17 protein-coding genes are annotated in these 19,189 nt (G+C 68.4%); 9 read left to right on the top strand and 8 right to left on the bottom strand.

Features of this window, described 5'->3' with window-relative positions:
* Positions 1–87: 87 nt before the first annotated feature.
* Entirely contained in the window at positions 88–711 is a 624-nt protein-coding gene (locus tag ACWGID_RS38485) for a hypothetical protein (RefSeq protein ID WP_452204317.1), read from the top strand.
* 51 nt (positions 712–762) lie between these two features.
* Here the strand turns inward: ACWGID_RS38485 and ACWGID_RS38480 are convergent, their stop codons facing one another.
* Entirely contained in the window at positions 763–1,572 is an 810-nt protein-coding gene (locus tag ACWGID_RS38480) for a PhzF family phenazine biosynthesis protein (protein ID WP_452204304.1), read from the bottom strand.
* Between the two features lie 128 nt (positions 1,573–1,700).
* Between ACWGID_RS38480 and ACWGID_RS38475 the strand changes: the two genes are divergently transcribed.
* Positions 1,701–2,798 carry a TIGR03118 family protein gene (locus ACWGID_RS38475; protein WP_452204303.1) on the top strand — a complete coding sequence of 366 codons (1,098 nt, stop codon included), beginning with the start codon at positions 1,701–1,703 and terminating at the stop codon, positions 2,796–2,798.
* Between the two features lie 45 nt (positions 2,799–2,843).
* Here ACWGID_RS38475 and ACWGID_RS38470 read toward each other — a convergent pair whose 3' ends face one another.
* The 3 genes from ACWGID_RS38470 to ACWGID_RS38460 are packed head-to-tail and all read right to left on the bottom strand — an operon-like array spanning position 2,844 to position 5,220.
* Positions 2,844–3,722: a GNAT family N-acetyltransferase gene (locus ACWGID_RS38470; RefSeq protein ID WP_452204302.1), complete on the bottom strand. Its 879-nt coding sequence runs from the start codon at positions 3,720–3,722 to the stop codon at positions 2,844–2,846.
* Between the two features lie 35 nt (positions 3,723–3,757).
* Complete coding sequence (locus ACWGID_RS38465; protein WP_452204301.1) at positions 3,758–4,318, bottom strand: cysteine dioxygenase; 561 nt, start codon at positions 4,316–4,318, stop codon at positions 3,758–3,760.
* Positions 4,315–5,220: an amidohydrolase family protein gene (locus tag ACWGID_RS38460; protein ID WP_452204300.1), complete on the bottom strand. Its 906-nt coding sequence runs from the start codon at positions 5,218–5,220 to the stop codon at positions 4,315–4,317. Before ACWGID_RS38460 ends, ACWGID_RS38465 begins: the two co-directional genes overlap by 4 nt.
* 131 nt (positions 5,221–5,351) lie before the next feature.
* Between ACWGID_RS38460 and ACWGID_RS38455 the strand changes: the two genes are divergently transcribed.
* Positions 5,352–6,362, top strand: a complete 1,011-nt coding sequence (locus ACWGID_RS38455) for a LacI family DNA-binding transcriptional regulator (protein ID WP_452204299.1) — start codon at positions 5,352–5,354, stop codon at positions 6,360–6,362.
* A gap of 102 nt (positions 6,363–6,464) precedes the next feature.
* Here ACWGID_RS38455 and ACWGID_RS38450 read toward each other — a convergent pair whose 3' ends face one another.
* Complete coding sequence (locus ACWGID_RS38450) at positions 6,465–7,295, bottom strand: SDR family NAD(P)-dependent oxidoreductase (protein ID WP_452204298.1); 831 nt, start codon at positions 7,293–7,295, stop codon at positions 6,465–6,467.
* A 116-nt stretch (positions 7,296–7,411) separates the two neighbouring features.
* On the opposite strand from ACWGID_RS38450, the gene ACWGID_RS38445 reads away from it, so the two are divergent.
* Entirely contained in the window at positions 7,412–7,957 is a 546-nt protein-coding gene (locus ACWGID_RS38445) for a helix-turn-helix transcriptional regulator (protein ID WP_452204297.1), read from the top strand.
* A gap of 66 nt (positions 7,958–8,023) precedes the next feature.
* Here the strand turns inward: ACWGID_RS38445 and ACWGID_RS38440 are convergent, their stop codons facing one another.
* On the bottom strand, positions 8,024–10,870 hold the full coding sequence (locus ACWGID_RS38440) for a M36 family metallopeptidase (protein ID WP_452204296.1): 2,847 nt from the start codon (positions 10,868–10,870) through the stop codon (positions 8,024–8,026).
* A gap of 278 nt (positions 10,871–11,148) precedes the next feature.
* Positions 11,149–12,360 (bottom strand): S53 family peptidase, encoded by a 1,212-nt coding sequence (locus ACWGID_RS38435; protein ID WP_452204295.1) that lies wholly within the window; start codon positions 12,358–12,360, stop codon positions 11,149–11,151.
* A gap of 332 nt (positions 12,361–12,692) precedes the next feature.
* Between ACWGID_RS38435 and ACWGID_RS38430 the strand changes: the two genes are divergently transcribed.
* From ACWGID_RS38430 to ACWGID_RS38410, 5 genes are read left to right on the top strand one after another with little or no spacing between them, the layout of a single operon-like run.
* Positions 12,693–13,991, top strand: a complete 1,299-nt coding sequence (locus ACWGID_RS38430) for an extracellular solute-binding protein (protein ID WP_452204294.1) — start codon at positions 12,693–12,695, stop codon at positions 13,989–13,991.
* A 20-nt stretch (positions 13,992–14,011) separates the two neighbouring features.
* Entirely contained in the window at positions 14,012–14,854 is an 843-nt protein-coding gene (locus ACWGID_RS38425) for a carbohydrate ABC transporter permease (protein WP_452204293.1), read from the top strand.
* Positions 14,851–15,663: a carbohydrate ABC transporter permease gene (locus ACWGID_RS38420; protein ID WP_452204292.1), complete on the top strand. Its 813-nt coding sequence runs from the start codon at positions 14,851–14,853 to the stop codon at positions 15,661–15,663. Before ACWGID_RS38425 ends, ACWGID_RS38420 begins: the two co-directional genes overlap by 4 nt.
* Positions 15,660–16,304, top strand: a complete 645-nt coding sequence (locus tag ACWGID_RS38415; protein ID WP_452204291.1) for a hypothetical protein — start codon at positions 15,660–15,662, stop codon at positions 16,302–16,304. Before ACWGID_RS38420 ends, ACWGID_RS38415 begins: the two co-directional genes overlap by 4 nt.
* Entirely contained in the window at positions 16,288–18,759 is a 2,472-nt protein-coding gene (locus ACWGID_RS38410; RefSeq protein WP_452204290.1) for a GH116 family glycosyl-hydrolase, read from the top strand. Before ACWGID_RS38415 ends, ACWGID_RS38410 begins: the two co-directional genes overlap by 17 nt.
* A 52-nt stretch (positions 18,760–18,811) precedes the next feature.
* On the opposite strand, the gene ACWGID_RS38405 is transcribed toward ACWGID_RS38410, so the two are convergent.
* Positions 18,812–19,189 carry a DUF779 domain-containing protein gene (locus ACWGID_RS38405; RefSeq protein ID WP_452204289.1) on the bottom strand — a complete coding sequence of 126 codons (378 nt, stop codon included), beginning with the start codon at positions 19,187–19,189 and terminating at the stop codon, positions 18,812–18,814.

The following is a 19,189-nucleotide window of genomic DNA, read 5'->3' as shown; positions in this document are numbered from 1 at the left end:
CCGCTGACGCAGCTCTCACAGGCTTCTCACATACTTACGGCTGGCATTCCCACCGACAGACAAGGGAAGAACAACCACGTGACCGAGATGGACATCACCGCCCCTGCAGAGCAGTTCTTCTCCGCGGACTCCCGGACCGCCCTCGCCGAGGCGAGCCGGAAGCTGGCCGAGCGCCTCCAGGCCCACACCGAGGCGCTGCTCGCGATGACGGGCGACGAGGACCACTCCACGCTCTTCGAGCACAACGCCGCGCTCGAGGGCGTCGTCGAGGACTGGAACGACGCCGTCTTCGAACACACCGGTACGACGCCGCTGCTGCTCGACGAGCCGGCCGACGACGAGGACGACGAAGAGACCGAGCCGGACCACGTGATCAGCGTGGTGTCGCGGTTCGACCTGCGCGTCGTCGACCTGGACGAGCTGCTCGAAGCCGGCCGCGCCGCGCAGGAGCGGCACCCGGCCGAGCTGGACGAGTCCGGCGACCGCGACCCGGTCGACACCGCCGAACAGGCCATCTACGAGATCAGCCGCGAGGTCGGTGAAGCCTGGTTCGAGCTGCCCGGCACCGAACTGATCGCGGGCGCCCGCGCGTACGTCGTACCGGAGGCTCCGTTCGAGGCGCTGGACGCCGACGCGGAGGACGTCGTCACCGAACTGATCGCCCCGAACGGCGTCGCCACGCACGCCGAGACCTGGGCCCAGACGAGCTAGAGCGAGACTGAGCGGCCCGGCGTCCGGTGGTTTCGGGCGCCGGGCCGCTGTCTATACCAGTAGTTCGCCGTCGAGCACGGTCACCGCGGTACCACCGAGGAGGACGCGGTCGCCGGCGGCGGTGACCTGGAGTACGCCGCCGCGCGCGGACACCTGGTGGCCGACCATCGCGTCCCGTCCGAGGCGCTGCGACCAGTACGACGCCAGCGCGGTGTGGGCGCTTCCGCAGACCGGGTCCTCGGGGATCCCGGCGGCCGGCGCGAAGAACCGGGAGACGAAGTCGTACTCGGCATCGGCCGGCGCGGTCACGATCGTGCCCCGGTTGCCGTGCTGCCGGTTGATCGACTCCAGCCGGATCAGGTCCGGGTTGACGGCGCGCACCGCGGCCTCGCCGGACAGCACCACCAGGAAGTCGGTCAGCGGACCGGTCCCGTACAGCTCGTCCGGCTTCACCCCGAGCGCCTCCACCAGCCCGTCCGGTACGTCGATCTGCGTCACCGGGGAGATCGGGAAGTCCAGAGTGATCCGGCCCGCGGCGACCGAGGCCGACAGGATGCCGCTCCGGGTGCTGAACCGAACGTGGTCGGTGACCAGACCGTCCGAGACCAACGCGTGCGTGGTGGCCAAGGTCGCGTGACCACACATGTCCACCTCGATCGTCGGGGTGAACCAGCGCAGGTCCCAGTCCGCGCCGGGCGTCTCGCTCGGGCGCGTGAAAGCCGTCTCCGCGTGCTGCATCTCCGCAGCAACGCTCTGCATCCAGTTCACGTCCGGCCAGTCACCGGCCCCGAGGACGCACACCCCTGCCGGGTTGCCCGCGAAGGCCCGCTCCGTGAACGCATCCACCACCCGAATCCGCATGCCCCCGACGCTAACCGTCGCGGCGGACCGGGCTCCATAACCACTTCGGCACCGAGTGGCCTCTGAACCGGCCCGCCGATCCAGCCGTGTCGGCTATGTCTCGTATTCCTATCGAGGGGGAAAGTGTGATGTCAGTTCGTTCGAAACGCCGTCCGATCGCGGTCGCGACCGCACTGGTCGGTGGCCTGGCCCTGGTCGCTCCAGCGATCCCCGCCAGCGCACACCGGGCCCAGCAGCTCGACGTACGGCAGGTCAACCTGGTGTCCGATCAGAAGGGGAAGGCCGCGTTCCAGGATCCCGACCTGGTGAACTCGTGGGGTCTGGCGCTCGGCGCGACCACCCCGCTGTGGTCGGCCAACAACGGCTCGTCGACCGCCACGGTGTACTCCGTCCCGGCGGGCTCGAGCACGGTCACGAAGCTGCCCATCCGGGTCACGGTGGGTGCACCGACCGGGCAGGTGAACAACCCCGGTCCCGGGTTCGTCCTCAGGAACAAGACGACCAGCGCACCGGCCAACTTCATCTTCGCCACCGAGGAAGGCAAGATCGCGGCCTGGAGCAAGGTGGTCGACTCGCCGACCGGCCCGGCCGAGGTCAAGGCCAGCACCCGCGGTGCGGTCTACAAGGGCCTGGCGCTCGCGTCGACCAGGAGAGGTGACCGGCTGTACGCCGCCAACTTCTCCCAGCACCGGATCGACGCCTTCAACAGCAGGTTCGCCCCGGTGAGGCTGCCGAAGGGGGCGTTCCGGGACCACCGCGTGCCGAAGAGTTTCGGTCCGTTCAACGTGCAGACGCTGAGGGACCGGGTCTTCGTCACCTACGCGAAGGTCAACCCGAAGACCAACGACGAGGTGGACGGCCGCGGTCTCGGTTTCGTCGACGAGTTCTCGGTCGACGGCAAGCTGATCACCCGCGTCGCCTCCCGCGGCACGCTGAACGCGCCGTGGGGTATCGCACAGGCTCCCAGGGCCTGGGGCCAGCCCAGGGGCACGCTGCTGGTCGGCAACTTCGGCGACGGTCGGATCAGCATCTTCCAGCCGAAGTCACACGGTCGGTTCGCGTTCGCGGGCCTGGTCCGTGACACGCACGGCCGGACTCTGGTGATCGACGGACTGTGGGCCCTCCTGCAGGGCACCGCAACCACCGGCGGCACCGATGCCCTCTGGTTCTCCTCAGGACCGGGCGGCGAGAGCCACGGTCTGGTCGGTCTCCTCCGGATGCCGTGACAACCCACCTCCACCCGCCGGCGGACGAGTCGGCGGGTGGAGGACTCACGCTCCCAAGGTCTTCTCGAACCAATGGTCGGCGTACGGCTCTGTGTTGAACGCGGCAACCTCGGCGTACCCCGAGGTGCGGTACAGCGCGATCGCCTCGGTGAGCGTGCGATTGGTCTCCAGGCGTACGGCGCTCGCGTCGTACGCGCCTGCCTCGCGCTCGAGTTCGTGCAGCAGGCGCCGGCCGAGCCCGAGACCGCGCGCGTCGGGTGACACCCACATCCGCTTGATCTCGGCCGGTTCGGCACCGTGCAGCTTGAGTGCCGCACACCCGACCGGCTCCGAGTGCAGCGTTGCCAACAGCAACAACCCGGCGGGCAGCGTCAACTCCGCGTGGTCGGCCGAGATGCTCCGGGTCTGATCGAAGCCGCTCTCGAACCGCCGTCCGAGTTCACCGAAGTACGACTCCAGGCAGTACTGCGCGGCCGGCGAGCGCGGATCGACGATCTCGACCCGAACCATCGATGCCGTCAGCAACCGGTTCATCTCGTCCATCGCCGTGACGAGCCGCTTCTGCTGGCGTTCGTCGAGCGGCTCGAGGATCGAGGCCGCGAGTTCGTCCGAACGCTCGTCCAGGACCTGCCGCTCCGCGAGTCCTTCCGGCGTCAACCGGGCGATCCGCACCCGCGCATCCGCCGTACTGCGTTCGACGCGAACCAGCCCGGCACTCTCCAGCGAGCGCAAGAGTCGACTCAGATAGCCGGAGTCCAGATCGAGCTGGGCGCGCAGCGAGCGCACGTCGCACCCGTCCGCACCGATCTCCCACAGCACCCGGTCCGCACCCAAGGGCCGGCCGCGCGCCAGATAGTCGTCCTGCAGCGCCCCGACCCGCAGCGTGACGAGCCGGTTGAACCGCCGTACCACCCCAACGCCCATTCTCTGACTCTAGTCAGAGAATGGGCGGGCGACAGTCAGTCGATCGGGCGCAGCTCGTCGGCGTACGAGACCGAGACCCGGCGGAGTACGCCGTCCTTGACCGAGTACTGCCCCATCCGCCACAGCGGCGGGCTGTAGGCGTGGACCGTGACGCTGCCCTTGTCGAGACCGGTCAGGCGGTGGATGTGGTCCGGGCCGAAGCCGTAGACGTCACCGGCGACGACCTCGGTCTCGATGGATTCGGTCCCGATCGCGAGGTTGTGCTCGACCAGCTTGCCCTTCGCGACCGCGACCGCACCGGAGGAGACGTCGTGGTCGTGCCAGCCGGTGTCGTTGACCGGGGTCCAGCAGATCAGCCAGACGTCGACGTTCGCGTCGCGGTGCAGGGAGGCGAAGACCCGCTCCTCGTCGCTGTACGCGACCTGGTCCTCCCACAGATGCGGCTGCGCGGCGATCGAGGCGGCGAGCTCGGACAGCTCGTCGGGCGTCAGGTCGCGACCGGGAAGGTCGTCCAGCGACAGACAGTTGTTCAGCTCCACGAGCCGGCTGGCCTGGCGCGCCGGAACGTCGGGTACGTCGATCGGCTGAGCAGTCACTGCACTCCCCTCTCAGGAGTAGTCGTCCCGGCGTTTCCGAAGAGCAGCCGGTACGGGTTGTCATGGCGGATCACCGCAGTCGCGGCGTCGCCCTGGCGAAGGTCGGTGGTGTCGGCGTACGGCCGGTCCGTGCCGTGCACGACCTGGTCGATACCGAGCACCCGCGCGACCGCGTCGATCCCCTGCGGGCCGTAGCTCGAGGTGTCGACGTACAGGTTGGGGTCGATGGTGCCGAGCCGGCCGCCGCGCGCGGTCAGCCGCTCGTGGTGCACCGGCGCCAGACCGGCCGCGGCGACGAAGCACAACCGCAGGGCCGGGTACGAGCGTCGCCCGCCGAAGGCATGCCACGCCCACCACGCCGCCTGCAGCTGCGTCGTGTAGTCCACGACCGGCGCCCACCAGCCCGGCGCATCGGTCGTGCGCGCCGCACCGGGATGCACGAGGATCGGCTTACCCAACCGCTCCGCGAGGCGCAGCAGTTCGGCCTGCGCTTCCCACGCGGTCGGCGTACCGAGGACGTGCGCCGGGAGCTGCAGTCCGAGAAAACCCTTGTCCAGCAGGGATTCCAGCCCGGCCGTGTCCGGATCGAGCAGGTCCACGGAGGCCCAGGCGCGGAACGGTGCGGGGAACTCCGCCGCCCCGTCGTGCCACGCGGAGAGCAGTTCGGCGTCCCCGAGTTCCTCGACACCCAGCGGGCTCGACAGCGACACCGCGGCCAGTCCGGTCCCGGCGTCCTGCTCGAGTGCGACCCGCTTGCCGATCTCGTGCGCCGCCGGGTCGACGTCGTACGGGGCCTCGGTCGTGGTGTGCAGCGTCCAGCCGTCCAGGTACGGCGGTTCGCGGCGGGCGCGGAGCCGGTCGACGAACGCCTCCGGCCACAGGTGCTGGTGGACGTCGATCATCGGCCCCTCCCTTCACCGGGGTTGTGAGCGCGGGTTTGATCAGATTGAAGCGCTTCAGGATGTCTAGAGTGAAGCGCTTCAAAGGTGCCGTTGTCAAGTTTTTGTCCGCCGGCCCGGCTAGGGTCATGGACATGTCCGGAACCGGCCGGAGGCCCACCCTCAAGGACATCGCCGCCGAGACCGGGCTCTCGATGGCCGCCGTGTCGTACGCACTGCGCGGCCTGCACGGCACCCCCGAGACCAGACAGCGCGTCCAGGACGCCGCCGAGCGACTTGGTTACCAGGCCGACCCGGTCGCCCGCGCGCTCGCCTCGGGCCGCAGCGGCTCGGTCGGTGTCCTGTGCGCGTCCCTCGAAGATCTCTGGCAGCAACGCGTCGCCGCCGCGCTCGGCCGCGAACTGCTGGCCCCGGACCGGAACGCCTGGATCATCGACTCGGCCGGCGACGCCGACCGGCAGCTCGAGCTCGCGCAGCACCTGGTCGACCATCGCGCCGACGCGATCGTGGTGATCCCGATCAACCCGGCCGCCAAGGGCTGGGCGACGATCGCGGAGCAGGCGCCGGTGATCGCGATCGGCGACGCGCTGCCCGGCGCGAAGGCGAAGTCCGAAGTGATCATGGACAACGAGTCCGGCGTGAGTACGGCGCTGCGCCGCCTGGCCGACGCCGGTCACCGCGACATCGCCGTACTGAGCCCGACCCGCCGCCTCGAGGTGGAACGCCCGGCCGAGCAGATCGCCCAGCGGGTGGCCGGCGACCTCGGACTGGCGATCCGCCTGCTGCAGTGCCCCCACGACCTGGCCGGCGCGACCGAGGTGGCCCGGGCGCTGCTCACCAGCACCCCGCGCCCGACCGGCATCCTCGCGCTCGCCGACTCGATGGCCTTCGGCGTGTACGCCGCGAGTCGGGAGCTCGGCCTGCGCATCCCGGACGACCTCTCGCTGCTCGGCTACGACGACCAGCCGATGTCCCAGCTGCTCACGCCCCCGCTGTCGACCTTCCACTGGCCGCTCGACGACCTCGTCAGCCACGTCGTCTCCCGCGTGACCTCCGCCGTCGACACCAACCGCCGAGTCCGCCGAACCACCCTCACCCCCACCCTGATCGAACGCGGCTCGGTCACCGCCCCGCCCACCCACTGAGCGCGACGACCACCGATCCACGAGAGCTCCCACGCCCTCGAAACTAAACTAATCCACTACACTTACCCCCCATAGTCCACCATCCGGACCCCACCATCGCGGTCATGGTTTGAGGCCATTGAGGCCTACCGAGGTGCTGATCAGGCGGTCGCGGAGGGTGGGCGGGAGCTTGGGGAGGATCGCGCCGAGGGTGCGGGCTTCTGCGACGGCGTACCGGCGTCGGGGTCGGCGGGCCTCGATCGCGCGGACGATGGTCTCGGCGACCTTGTCGACGGGGCCTGGCTTGAAGCGGGCCATCGCCTTCTCGTACGCCTCGAGGTGCGCCTGATACAACCCGACCCGCTCGCGGTCCGCCCGCTGCAGCGCGGCGTCCGCGGCCGCGCCGGCGCGCGCGAAGATCTCCGTCTCGGTCGTCCCGGGCTCGACCACCACCACCGGGATCCGCCACACCGCGAGCTCGAGCCGCAGCGCGTTCGACAGCGCTTCCAGCCCGGCCTTGCTGGCGGACAGTGCCCCGAGCAACGGCATCGCGACCCGGCCGGTCGGAGCGCTCACGTTCACGATCCGCCCCTGGCCGGCCCGGACCAGCGGCAGGAACTCACGGATCACCGTCGCCGGCCCGAGCGTGTTGACCTCCAGTTGACGACGCCACTCGTCGGCGGGCACCAGCTCCAGCGGACCCTGCACGATCACCCCGGCGTTGTTGACCACCGCCCACAACCCGTCGACCTCACCCGCGACCCACTTGGCCGCCGCCGCGACGCTCTCCGGATCCGCCACGTCCAACGGCAACACGCGCACGCCCGGCTCGAACTCGACCCGTCCGCGCGCTCCGGCGTACACCGTGAAACCCCGGCGTCGCAGCAGCCGCACGGTCGCCGTACCGATGCCGCCGGTCGACCCGGTGACGAGCACCGCCCGTTCCTCCGTCATATCGACTCCCCAGCTTGAGATGTTCTTTAGGACATGTCCCTAGGGACATATTTGAGCATGCACATGTCCGTAGGGACATGTCAAGATGGCGTACGGCGAAACATCGAGGAGGCGGTATGTCGTTGCGGCACGGGCTGCTCGGGCTGCTCGCGGAAGGGCCGGCCAGCGGGTACGACCTGGCCGGGCGGTTCACCGAGGTGCTCGGTTCGATCTGGCCGGCCCAGCACCCGAAGATCTACGCCGAGCTGAACAAGCTCGCCGCCGAGGGGCTGGTGGAGGTCGAGAGCGAGGGCCCGCGGCGACGGAAGGCGTACCGGATCACCGACGCCGGGGTGGCGGAGGTCAAGCGCTGGCTGACCGAGGTCGACGTCGACCACACGATGCGGTTGCAGCCGCTGCTGCGGTCGTTGTTCTTCTGGATGATGGACACCGACGAACTGCAACGGCACCTCGAGACCGAGGAGCGCTACTACCGCGAACTCGCCGACCATTACCGCGACTACGCCGACCGTAAGGACCGCGGGGAGTTCGGCTACAGCGAGCAGACCCAGTCGATGCGCGTCACGATCGAGGCCGGTGTCCGCCTCTACTCGGCCCTCGCCGACTGGGCCCAGTGGGCGCAAACCGTGCCGCCGGCCAAGCCCGGCAAGAAACGGCGCTGAACGCCGGAAGGCCGGTCGAGGGGTGCTCGACCGGCCTTCGCGGGGTACTGCGGGGGGTGCTGCGGGTTACTTGGTGCCGAAGACCTGGAGTTCGGTCATGTCGGTGAACTGGCAACCGCCGAACGCGCCGTCGGGGCAGTTCGTCTTGAAGTCCGGAACCTGCGGGCTGAGCATCCAGAACCGGACGTACTGGACACCGGTCGCGTTGCCGGTCGGGGTGACCAGGTTGTACTTGCCCCGGTTCGCGGCGGCGAAGGTGCCCTCCGCCGCGGTGGCCCAGGTGGTGCCGTCGGCCGAGGTCTCGATCTTGTACTGACCGGTCGACGCGCTGCCCGGGTCGCCACAGGTGTTCGACGGGTCCACGTTGAAGTTGCTGACGTTGACCTTCGCCGGCAGCTTGATATCGACGTGCTTGGCGATCATCGTGTTGGTCGGCGTGCCCTTGTCGTCACCGGTGGTGCTGCCCCAACCGGTGCCCTGGGCGTTGTCGATCGCGAAGTCCGGACCGCACTGCGGGCTGAAGTCCGGACCGTTGAAGCCGGCCACGGTGCCGCCGCCGGACGAGGCCGCCCAGTTGCGACGCGGTACGAAGTTCGCCTTGGTACCCGGGGTGACCTTGACCGACTGGACGATCAGCTCGTAGCCCGGAGCGGACACGACGATCTTCGGGTACGTGCCCGGCGCGACGCCGGTGATGGTGTAGTTGCCGTTGGCATCGGTCGTGCCGGCGTAGTCACCCGCGTAACCGGAGGAGTGACCGCCGATGTAGACCAGCGCACCGGCCACCGCGGCACCGGTGTCCTTGTCCTTCACCGTGCCGCTGAGCGTGGTGGTCGCACCCGTCGGCGGCTTGTGGAAGTCCTCGACCGGGTAGGCGTCGCCGCCGTCGACGACACCGGCGTACCAGCCCATGCCGCGGTTGGCGAAGACGGTCCAGATCGTGTCGGCGTTCTTGCCGCCACTGGCGACCAGGTCGGCCTGGACGATCGCGTTGCGCATGTCGAGCATCGTCGGGTCGGACGGCGAGAGCTCCATCGCCCGGGTGATGATGCTCATCGCGTAGCTGCGGCCGAAGCGCTCGCGGAGGTCCCACAGCGTCTGGGCCCAGACCTCACCGGAGGCGTGCACCTCGGGCGCGCCGCCGATCGTCGGGAAGTCCGCGTAGGTGTAGCCGCCCTTCGAGCCGTCCGGCTGGACACAGTTCGCGCTGACCGCCTTCACGCGGCAGTCGATCGCCTGGGTGCGGATGGTGCCACCGCCGGTCACGTACTTGCCCTCGAGGACCTCACCAGGAGCGGTGGTGTCCTTCTCCAGGCCGTGGGAGACCAGGTAGTCGAGCGCGTAGAAGTCGCTCCAGGCCTCGCCCATCGAGCCGGCCTGGACGCTGTTCAGCGTCGAGTTGCCGGTGGCGTCGACGACCAGGCGGTTCGACAGACCGTGGGTGTACTCGTGGTACAGGATGTCCGCGGAGTTGGCGCCGCTGGACGGGACCAGGGGCTCCTGCTCGTCGGTCAGACCCGGGTAGTGCCACAGGTACATCTGCATGGTCGGCGGAGTGCCGTCCGGCGGGGTGTTCATGTTCGCGTTGTCGATGTGGTTGGCGTCGGGGCCGCCGTTCGCGGCGGTCGCCGCCCCGTCCAGCGCGTTCAGCAGCACCGGGTCGCCGTCCGCGGCATCGAACGAGCCGGCCGCCGGGGTGAAGCTGATCGGCGGCTTCGCCAGCCAGTCGTGGAAGTTGCTGGCCAGGTAGAACGCGTTCGTGACGTCCTGGTTCATGTTCGTCTTCCAGGAGTCCGGCTTGGCCGGGTCCCAGGTGCAGATGAACGAGGCCGAACAGAGCGTGGACGAGTTCTGGAAGGTGGTCAGCTTGTACTCGGCGCCGGTCTTGGTGCCGGGCACCTTGACCGTCTCGCCGGCGTTCGGCTGGTTGTCGTCGTTGAGGTCGGCCCAGGCCGCGACCGACGAACCGTCCAGGAGGGTCTTGGCGTTCTTCGGCAGCCACTTGTTGTAGATCAGGTTCTCGACCCGCTGGGTGCCGCCCTTGGGCGCACCGGGGTAGTTGTCCTGGACGAGGGCGTCTCCGACGCCCGCGCTGGACAGGTTGCGGCGGTAGAGGAGGCCGCCGGTCTGCGCGTCGATGACGTGCGTGTAGACCTTGGTGCCGCCGGCATTGACGTAGGTCATCCAGCCCTTGCGCAGCCCGTCGGCGGTGTGGAACCACACCTGCTTCGCGGTGTCACCGTTGCTGAAGGTGGTGTTCACGCCGGAGGACTTCGCGGTCGCGGTCTTCGCGGTCGCGCCGATGTCCTCGATGGCGGCGCTGCGGGCCGCGTTCGCGGACAGCTTCGGGGCCGCGGCGTTGGACCGGGTCTGCGCGGCCGAGGTCAGCCCGGAGACCGGGGAACCCATCAGCGAGACCAGCTCACCGTGCTTGGTGACGTTGGCCTTCAGGCCGTTGCCGAAGACCTCGACGCCGTCGACCACCTGGGACCACGAGATGTGGTGGGTGCCGAGGTCGTCGACGTAGTCCTTGCGCAGCTGCAGCGTCGCCAGGTCCGCGTCGGAGAGCTTGAAGACCTCGGGGTGCGCCTTGACGTAGCCGAGCGCGATCTCGGTCGCCTTCTTGCCGCTCTTGCCGGTGAGGAAGCCGTTCAGCTTGGTCACCTGGGCCGGCGTACCGGTGTTCGGGTCGAGCTCGACGACACCCTGGGCGCCGAGCGAGTTGCGGAACTTCTCCGACGCCGCCGACTCCTTGCCGGCCACCTTGGCGGCCCGCGCGTACGTCGTCTTGGCGTTCGGCGTCCGGGCGTCGTAGAAGCCCTTCTGCTCCTTGCCGTTGAAGTTCTCCGACTGGGCGGACTTGCCCTTGTCGGGACCGGCGGTCTGCGCGGCGTCCGCGCCACCGGCGGTCATGGCCAGCACGGTGGCGGCCGCGGAGACGGCGGAGACTGCCAGGAGCCCCCGCCCTCTGCGTGATGTGGTCACAGCAAATCTCCATGGAGTTCGTGTGTCTGCGGATCGCCCTCCACGACCCGTCCCGGGGGCTGACATTAAGCCCGCCGGGGCTCCCGGGGAAGAGAAATCTCCGGAATGCCCTGGAGTCGAGGGTTGTCCTTCGTGCTCGGAACAGTACCGGTAGTGATCGGAATGTTGCGCACAGCCACCATCCGATCACTACCGGTGTCGCTGGATCAGAAAGCGCCGGCGCCGTTCGGCGTACCGAGGCCGGTCGGGCCGTCCCAGCCGGCCCGGGCGTTGCACCACTGGGTCGTCGGGCAGGTGCCGTTGCTGCCGCTGGTCACGTCGAACAGCGAGCCCGGGTGCGCGTACGGCGCGGCGTTCGCGTACCCGGCCGTGTTGCCGGACAGCGCGTAGACCGCGGCGATGATCGGCGCCGCCTCACTGGTGCCACCGAACTGCGCCCACGTCGACGCCGTCTTGCTGGTCGGGTAGTAGATCGCCATCCCGCCCTTGCCCGGGTCGGCGGCCGCGGAGACGTCGGCCATCGCTCGCTTCGAGCATCCGGTGTCGAACGAGGACGCCGCGCTCAGAGCCGCGTTGTACGTCGAGCAACCCGAGCCGGCGCCGCTCCACACGCTCTCGCTCCAGCCGCGCGAGTTGCTCGCGGCAACCAACGACGTACCGCCGACGGCCGTCGTGTACGCCGAGGACGCGGGATAGCTGCCGCCCTCGTACCCGTTGTCGCCGGTGGACGCGGTGACCGCGATCCCCGGGTGGTTGTAGTAGCTGCCGTACGTCGTGTCGTCCGCGTCGCCGCCGCCGTAGCTGTTCGAGATCGCCACGACGCCGGGCTGCTTCGCGGCCGTCTGCACCGCGGTCCCGAGATCGGCGAAGCTGGCCGACTTGGCCTGGACGACGACGATCTTCGCGTCCGGCGCCGCGGCCGAGACCGCGTCGACGTCGAGCGCCTGCTCGCCGGCCCAGCCGACGTTGAACTTCGGCAGCGAGGTCCCGCCGGTCTGGTTGATCACGCGCAGGCAGCCGTTGGCCGTCGTACAGTCGCCGAGGCCGAACTGCTTGCGGTAGACGCCGAGATCGCGCTCCAGGTTCGGGTAGCCGTACGCGTCGACGATCGCGACGGTGCGGCCTGCGGCCTTCAGGCCCTTGAGTTTGTACGCGTCCTGCAGGCCGGTCGGGGTGAGTCCGGTGGCCGGCGGCGCGGTGGACGTCGGGGCGACGCCCTTGTCGTTGACGAGTTTGATCGCGTCACACACCGCGGTGTGCGCGGACTTGGTTGCCGAGCACACCTTGGCGGCGTGCTTCCCGGCGGTGTAGGGGGTCGGGCCCGTGACGGCGCCCGACGCGGTCAGTGCGGGGGCGGTCAGTCCGACGACGGCGAGTGCGCCGGCGCCCAGGGCGGACACGAGAATCCGTTGCCTCAACAGGACTCCTCGAGGTTGGGCAGGCCTCCGCGTGCAGTCCGTTCGGCCGGCTGGGCGGAGGCCGGCGGTTGTGGGGGTCCTCGCATCGTCCGTCCGTCGCGGTCCCGGAGGCCAGCGGTCGGACCGCTGACAAATGTCATGGGTGGACCCGTGACACCCGCCCCGGCCGGATCCGGTTTTCCGCCTGGTGGCGCGGCCCGCGAGCCACCAGGCGGGAGTGAAGGATTCCCCCTGAGTTTCCGGGCGTCCGACCCTTGACACGGTTTCGGCCGCCGGGGCTATGCTGCCGGGAACTTCTGAGAAATCGATTTCCCCGCTCTGGAGGAACGGTCATGGATCAGCCCCTGCTCAATCGGCGACGCTTCCTCCAGGCCACCGGTGGTACTGCGCTGGCCGCCACGCTGGCCGGGTGTGGTGGTGGCAGCAGTGGCGGCGGTGGGTCCTCGTCGAAGGAACTGTCGTTCGTCTACATGGGCACCGCCGAGCAGCAGGCGACCTGGAACAAGCTGTTCGCGAAGTTCACCGAGCAGCACCCGGAGATCAAGCTCAAGGCCGAGGGCATCCCGCTGTCGAACTGGGGCGACTTCTTCAACAAGCTGTCCACCCGGATCGCCGGCGGTCAGGTCCCGGACGTCATCCAGATCGCCACCGAGGGCCAGCGGCTGTTCGCGTCCAAGGGCCTGCTCGCACCACTCGACGACTACATCAAGAAGGACCAGTCGACGATCGACGAGTACTACGCCGACATGGACCCGAACCTGATCGAGTGGGACAAGAAGTACGCCTCCACCGACGGGAAGACGTACTACCTGCCGGGCGAGTTCAACACGATGTGCATGTGGTACTCGAAGGATCTGTTCGCGAAGGCCGGCGTACCGGAGCCGACGGCGAAGTGGACGTGGGACGACTTCCGGCACGCGTGTGAGCAGATCAAGGCCAAGACCGGAGCCTTCGGGTACGCCGCGGACTCGGCGTACTTCGCGGCGATCATGCCCTGGCTGCTCACCAACGGGACCAGCAGCTTCAGCGAGGACTGGTCGAAGCCGACGTTCGACGACCCGAAGGCGATCGAGGCGGCCGAGTTCAACCGGAAGCTGGTCGCCGACAAGTTGTCGCCGCCGCCCGGTGGCACGTTCGACGCGTTCACCGCGGCCGCGCAGGGCAAGCTGGCGATGTTCGGCGGCGGCCGCTGGCCGATCATCAGCATCCGGAACCTGAAGGCGACCACGAAGATGGGCATCGTGCCGTGGCCGACCAAGGTCGAGCAGGGCTCACCGGTGGGCTGGAACGGGTACCCGATCCTGAAAGCGTCGAAGAAGAAGGACGACGCCTGGACGTTCATCAAGTTCCTGATCTCCAAGGAAGGCTCGTCGACGTTCGCCCAGCTCGGCGGCACCATCGTCCCGGCCCGGAAGTCGATCGCGAACAGCCAGTCGTTCCTCACCGACGCGCCGAAGGGGACGGAGTACCTCTACCAGGCGCTCAGCTACGCGACGCCGATCCCGTCGCCGGACAAGGGCGCCGCGATCCAGAAGGCGATCGAGGACGGCTGGAAGCAGGTCCTGACCGGCAACGCCGCGCCGGGCGACGCGCTCGGCAAGGCGCAGACCACGCTGGAGGGGTTGGTCTGAAACCCCAGCGTCGGGACTGGTTGCCGGGCTACCTGTTCATCAGCCCGGCCGTCCTGCTCTTCCTGCTCTTCGTCGCGCTCCCACTGGTCGCCGCGTTCGGCCTCAGCCTGTTCCACTGGGACCTGCTGAGTACGCCGGAATTCGCCGGCCTCGACAACTTCAAGCAACTGGTGTCCGACTCCGCGACCATTCGCGCGGTGATCAACACCTTCGTCTTCGCGCTCGCCTCGGTGGTCACGCACATCGGCGTCGGCATGCTGCTCGCGCTCGGCGTCCACCGGACGATGACCCGCGGAACGAAGTACTTCGTCCGGACCGCGTACTTCTTCCCGTTCCTGATCTCCTGGGCCGCGGTCGCGCTGATCTGGAAGTACGTCCTGGATCCGGCTTTCGGCCTGGCGAACTTCTACCTCTCGGCGACGACGAACTGGCTGGCCTCGCCGACCTGGGCGCTGCCGACGCTGATCGTCGTGGACTGGTGGCACACGATCGGGTACACGTTCATCATTCTGCTGGCCGGCCTGCAGACCGTGCCGTCGCAGTTGCTCGAGGCGGCCCGGGTCGACGGCGCGAACGCCTGGTGGCGGTTCTGGGGCGTGACGCTGCCGGTGATGTCGCCGACGATCTTCTTCGCGACCGTGATCACGTTCATCGGCGCGTTCCAGATCTTCGACCCGATGGTGATCATGACCCAGGGCGGCCCGGACGGCGCCACCCGGAGCATCGTGCAGTACACCTACGAGAAGGGCTTCCAGTCCTTCGAGGTCGGGTACGCCGCGGCACTGTCGCTGGTGCTCTTCGTGGTGATCATGATCGTGACCGGCCTCCAGTTCCGCCTCAGTCGACGGTGGGTCCACCAGTGAAGGGCAAGCTGCTCGATCTCGTGCTGGTGCTCGGTGGGGTGTTGATGATCGCGCCGCTGGTCTGGCTGATCGTGAACGCGTTGTCGGAGCCGATCGACGCGTTCCAACTGCCGCCGCGGTGGATCCCGAGTCCGCCGACGCTGCAGAACTTCCAGCAGGTGCCGGGGCTGATCCCGTTCGCACAGATGGCGTGGAACAGTCTGCAGATCGCGGTGATCACGACCGCGGGCGCATTGCTCACCAGTGCGCTGGCGGCGTACGCGTTCAACCGGCTGCGGTTCCCGGGGCGGGACCAGATCTTCTCGGCGCTGCTGGCGGCGCTGGTGGTGCCGGTGCAGCTGACCGTCGTACCGATCTTCATCATGATGCGCTGGCTGCACCTGGTCGACACGACAGTGGCGATCTGGCTTCCGGCGTTGGTGAACGTGTTCGGGATCTTCTTCCTGCGGCAGTACATCTCGTCGATCCCGCGGGAGCTGGACGAGGCGGCGATCATGGACGGCGCCGGGCACTTCTGGATCCTGTTCCGGGTGATCCTGCCGCTGGCGCGGCCGGGCCTGACCGCGCTCGGGATCTTCGTGTTCGAGGCGTCCTGGAACAACTTCTTCTGGCCGTACATCTTCCTGTCGTCACCGGAGAAGATGACGCTGCCGGTCGGCCTGGTGTCACTGCAGGGCGCCGTCGGCGGCGGTCCGGCGGTCGTCCTGTTCGCCGCGATCACGATGGTGGTGCTGCCGATCCTGGTGCTGTTCCTGATCTTCCAGCGCTCGTTCATCGCGTCCATCGCGTCGACTGGCCTCCGCGCATGACCGACCACCTACCGACAGCCTTCAAAGCCATCTGGCACGAACTCCCCCTGCTGGCCGCGTCCGGAGCCCTCGTCTGTACGGCGTCCGCGGTCGTCGTACTGCTTCTGCCAGGGGTCACCCCGCTCAGCGTTCTCCTGCTCGCAGTCTTGGTCGGGCCAGTGTGGGCCGCCGTCATCGCGACGACTGACTCAGTGGTGCGCCGCGACCGCGGCGGCGTACTGCTGTTGCTACGGCACCTCAAGCAGCACGGTCTGGCCGGCGCTGCCGTGGCCATCGTTCCCGGTGCGGTCGCCGCTCTGGCGTTGCTCAACTGGCATCTGCACACCGGCCCGGTCTTCGCCGTACCGCTCGCTGTGAGCTGCTGTGCGAGTGTCCTGCTGCTGTTGGCTTCCTGCTACGCGTTCAGTCTCCGTGTGAGCGGTGGACTGCGTGGCAAACAGCTCTGGTTCACCGCACTGCACCTGGTCTCGCGAGCACCGCTCGTACCGCTGGGGGTGCTCGCACTGGCTTTCGTCGCTGTGCTCGTCGGTACCTCCGTGACTGCCTCGCTGCTGTTGCTCGCCCCCGGTCCGGTGGCGTTGTTCGCCTCCGCAGGCACCTGGACTTCCTATGGGACGGAGAACCATGCACTACACCGGTGACAACCTTCGACACTTCGCACTGCCGCTGGGAGGTCTCGGTACCGGCACTCTCGCCCTCGCGGGCAACGGTGCGCTGCGTCAGTGGCAGCTGCACAACGTCGGCAACCACGAGGGCCACGTACCGGACAGCTTCTTCGCACTGCGTCTCTCCCGCATCGAGCCGCCGCTGGACGAGGTCCGGCTGGTGCAAGGTCCGCCGGCAGATCCCTCCGACACTCCGCTGGTGACCGACGACGTGGTCCCCGCCGGCGAGCAACGACTGCACGAGCTCCTCCGGCCGATCGGTTCGACGAAGGTGACTGCCACTTATCCACAGGCACATGTGGACTACGACACCGATCTCCCGATCGAGATCGGTCTGGACGTCTTCAACCCGCTGGTGCCGTCGGACGCCGCCGCCAGCTCGCAGCCAGTCGTCGCGTTCACCTTCACGCTCCGCAACCCAGGCGAGATCGCCGTCCACGGCAAGTTGGCTGCCGCGCTGCAGAACTCCGTCGGCTGGGACGGTGTCAGCCCGATCGACGGGGTCGCGTGCAGCCTGTACGGCGGCAACACGAACCGCGTCCGCCGTACCAGCGAGTCGACCGCGCTAGTCCTCGAGAACGGCTCGCTGCCCGCGGACCACCCGGGTGCCGGTCAGCTCGTCCTGGCGACCGACGGCGCGGACGCGTTGGCGCACCCGCAATGGTCCCGCCCGGACGAATTCGTTGCCTTCCTCAACGGTCCGGTGACGCCGGCGAGTGGGGCGAGCGCGCCGGGCAGCACGTGGAACGGTGGGTTGGCGGTGCCGTTCGACCTGGGCCCCGGTGAGACCACGCAGGTCCGGTTCCTGATCGCGTGGCACTTCCCGAACCGATATGTCGACTTCAACCAGTTCGGCCCGCATCCGGAGTACGGGCACAGCCGGTTCTGGCTGGGCAATGCCTACACCGCACGCACGCCCGACGCGGTCGCCGCGGCCGAGGCGTTCCTGCCGCGGTGGGACGAGCTCCGGGACCAGACCGCTCGGTGGACTGAGGCGTTCGAGTCGAGCAGTCTGCCGGGTGAGGCCGGGACCCGACTCGCTGCACTGGCGGCCGACGTACGCAGTCCGACTGTCTTTCAGACAGCGCAGGGCGACGTACTCGGGTTTGAGGGTGTGCTTGGCGCGTCGACGGTGATGTGGGGCGGTAGGTACGGCGGCTCGTGTCCGCTCAACTGCACACACGTGTGGAACTACGAGCAGACGCTGTCCCGCCTCTTCCCGTCCCTCGAGCAGAACATGCGCGACACGGAGTACGACGTGATGCACGCACCGGAAGGGTACATCCCGCACCGGGTGCGCGCACCGCTCTACATGAGGCAACTGTGGGACGTGGTGATCGGCGGACCGGAAGAGCCCGCGCTGGACGGGATGCTGGGCAACGTACTCAAGACGTACCGCGAGGTGCGTCAAGGAGCCGGACTGGAATGGCTGGCGCACCGTTGGCCTAACGTGGTCCGGCTGCTCGACCACATCCACGGCAAGTGGCTACGGGACGGCGTACTGCGGGGTATCCAGCCCAGCACGCACGACATCGACCTCTGTGGCGTCAACTCGTTCATGGGCACGCTGTGGCTTGCTGCGCTGCGTGCCGCCGAGGAGATGGCGTTGCTGCTCGGTGAGGACGCCAAATCCTTTAGGGCACTCTTCGAGACCGGCAGCACGGCGTACGACGAGTTGCTGTTCACCGGCGAGTACTACCGGCAGATCCTCGACCCTGACGAGACACGCGACTTCCAATGGGGTGACGGGTGCCTCGCTGACCAGCTGATCGGTCAGTGGTGGGCGCACCAGCTCGACCTCGGATACGTCCTCCCCGAGGACCACGTGAAGACCGCGCTGCGCAACGTCGTACGGCACAACCTGCGCACCGGCTTCCAGGACTTCGACCACCCGTACCGCGTCTTCGCGGACGGCGACGACACCGGTCTCCTGATGTGCACCTGGCCGCACGGCGGTCGCCCCGACATCCCCACGCGGTACTGCGACGAGGTGTGGACCGGCTCGGAGTACCAGGTCGCGGCGCACTGCCTCTACGAAGGACTCACTGACGAAGGAATGTCCATCCTGCAAGGCCTCTGGGCTCGGTACGACGGCACGCGCCGCAACCCGTTCAACCCGATCGAATGCGGCGACCACTACATCCGCAACGCCGCCGGCTGGTCCGTTCTGGAAGCCCTCACCGGCTACCGCTACAACGCAATCACCAGCACGGTCAGCTTCGCGCCACTGGCCCTCAGCCGAGCGTCGGACGACTGGAACTTCCCGTTCACGACGAACACCGGCTGGGGTGTGGCGACGCGGGCCGGCGCCACTCTCACCATCGACTGCAAGTCAGGCCATCTCGACCTGCAAGCCGTCCACGTCGACGGCACGGTGCACCCGGTCGACAGCCTCATCCACCACGGGCAGCCGTTGGTGATCACCACCTAGACATGGAGGAGTGCCGGCCGCCCGGCAACGCCACCGGACGGTCGGCACTCGATCAGAGGAGTCCCAGTTCCGCGGACTCGGTGTCGGTGAAGAGACGGGAGCGGATCAGGAAGCGGACGCCCTCGGGGGCTTCCACGGAGAATCCGCTGCCGCGGCCCTTCACCACGTCGACGGTGAGCTGGGTGTGCTTCCAGTACTCGTACTGGTTCGCTGACATCCAGAAGCCGATCGGCTTGTCCAGACCGTCGACGGACAGATCACCGAGATGCACGTCCGCTGACCCCGTTTTGAACTCACCGTCCGGGAAACACATCGGCGAACTGCCGTCACAGCAGCCACCGGACTGGTGGAACATCAGCGGACCGTGCATGTCGGTGAGGCGACGCAGCAGATCCGCCGCCTCGTCGGTGAGCAGCACCTTCTCGACCAT

It is taken from the genome of Kribbella sp. NPDC054772 (genome assembly GCF_053611945.1).
The sequence above is the reverse complement of the archived record's forward strand: the minus strand, read 5'-3'. Positions and strand labels throughout refer to the sequence as shown.

Excerpts from the sequence above, each read along its gene's own strand:
- ACWGID_RS38485 (WP_452204317.1), top strand. The coding sequence starts at position 88 with ATGGACATCACCGCCCCTGCAGAGCAGTTCTTCTCCGCGGACTCCCGG.
- ACWGID_RS38480 (WP_452204304.1), bottom strand. The coding sequence starts at position 1,572 with ATGCGGATTCGGGTGGTGGATGCGTTCACGGAGCGGGCCTTCGCGGGC.
- ACWGID_RS38475 (WP_452204303.1), top strand. The coding sequence starts at position 1,701 with ATGTCAGTTCGTTCGAAACGCCGTCCGATCGCGGTCGCGACCGCACTG.
- ACWGID_RS38470 (WP_452204302.1), bottom strand. The coding sequence starts at position 3,722 with ATGGGCGTTGGGGTGGTACGGCGGTTCAACCGGCTCGTCACGCTGCGG.
- ACWGID_RS38460 (WP_452204300.1), bottom strand. The coding sequence starts at position 5,220 with ATGATCGACGTCCACCAGCACCTGTGGCCGGAGGCGTTCGTCGACCGG.
- ACWGID_RS38455 (WP_452204299.1), top strand. The coding sequence starts at position 5,352 with ATGTCCGGAACCGGCCGGAGGCCCACCCTCAAGGACATCGCCGCCGAG.
- ACWGID_RS38450 (WP_452204298.1), bottom strand. The coding sequence starts at position 7,295 with ATGACGGAGGAACGGGCGGTGCTCGTCACCGGGTCGACCGGCGGCATC.
- ACWGID_RS38445 (WP_452204297.1), top strand. The coding sequence starts at position 7,412 with ATGTCGTTGCGGCACGGGCTGCTCGGGCTGCTCGCGGAAGGGCCGGCC.
- ACWGID_RS38440 (WP_452204296.1), bottom strand. The coding sequence starts at position 10,870 with ATGACCGCCGGTGGCGCGGACGCCGCGCAGACCGCCGGTCCCGACAAG.
- ACWGID_RS38430 (WP_452204294.1), top strand. The coding sequence starts at position 12,693 with ATGGATCAGCCCCTGCTCAATCGGCGACGCTTCCTCCAGGCCACCGGT.
- ACWGID_RS38415 (WP_452204291.1), top strand. The coding sequence starts at position 15,660 with ATGACCGACCACCTACCGACAGCCTTCAAAGCCATCTGGCACGAACTC.
- ACWGID_RS38410 (WP_452204290.1), top strand. The coding sequence starts at position 16,288 with ATGCACTACACCGGTGACAACCTTCGACACTTCGCACTGCCGCTGGGA.
- ACWGID_RS38405 (WP_452204289.1), bottom strand. The coding sequence starts at position 19,189 with ATGGTCGAGAAGGTGCTGCTCACCGACGAGGCGGCGGATCTGCTGCGT.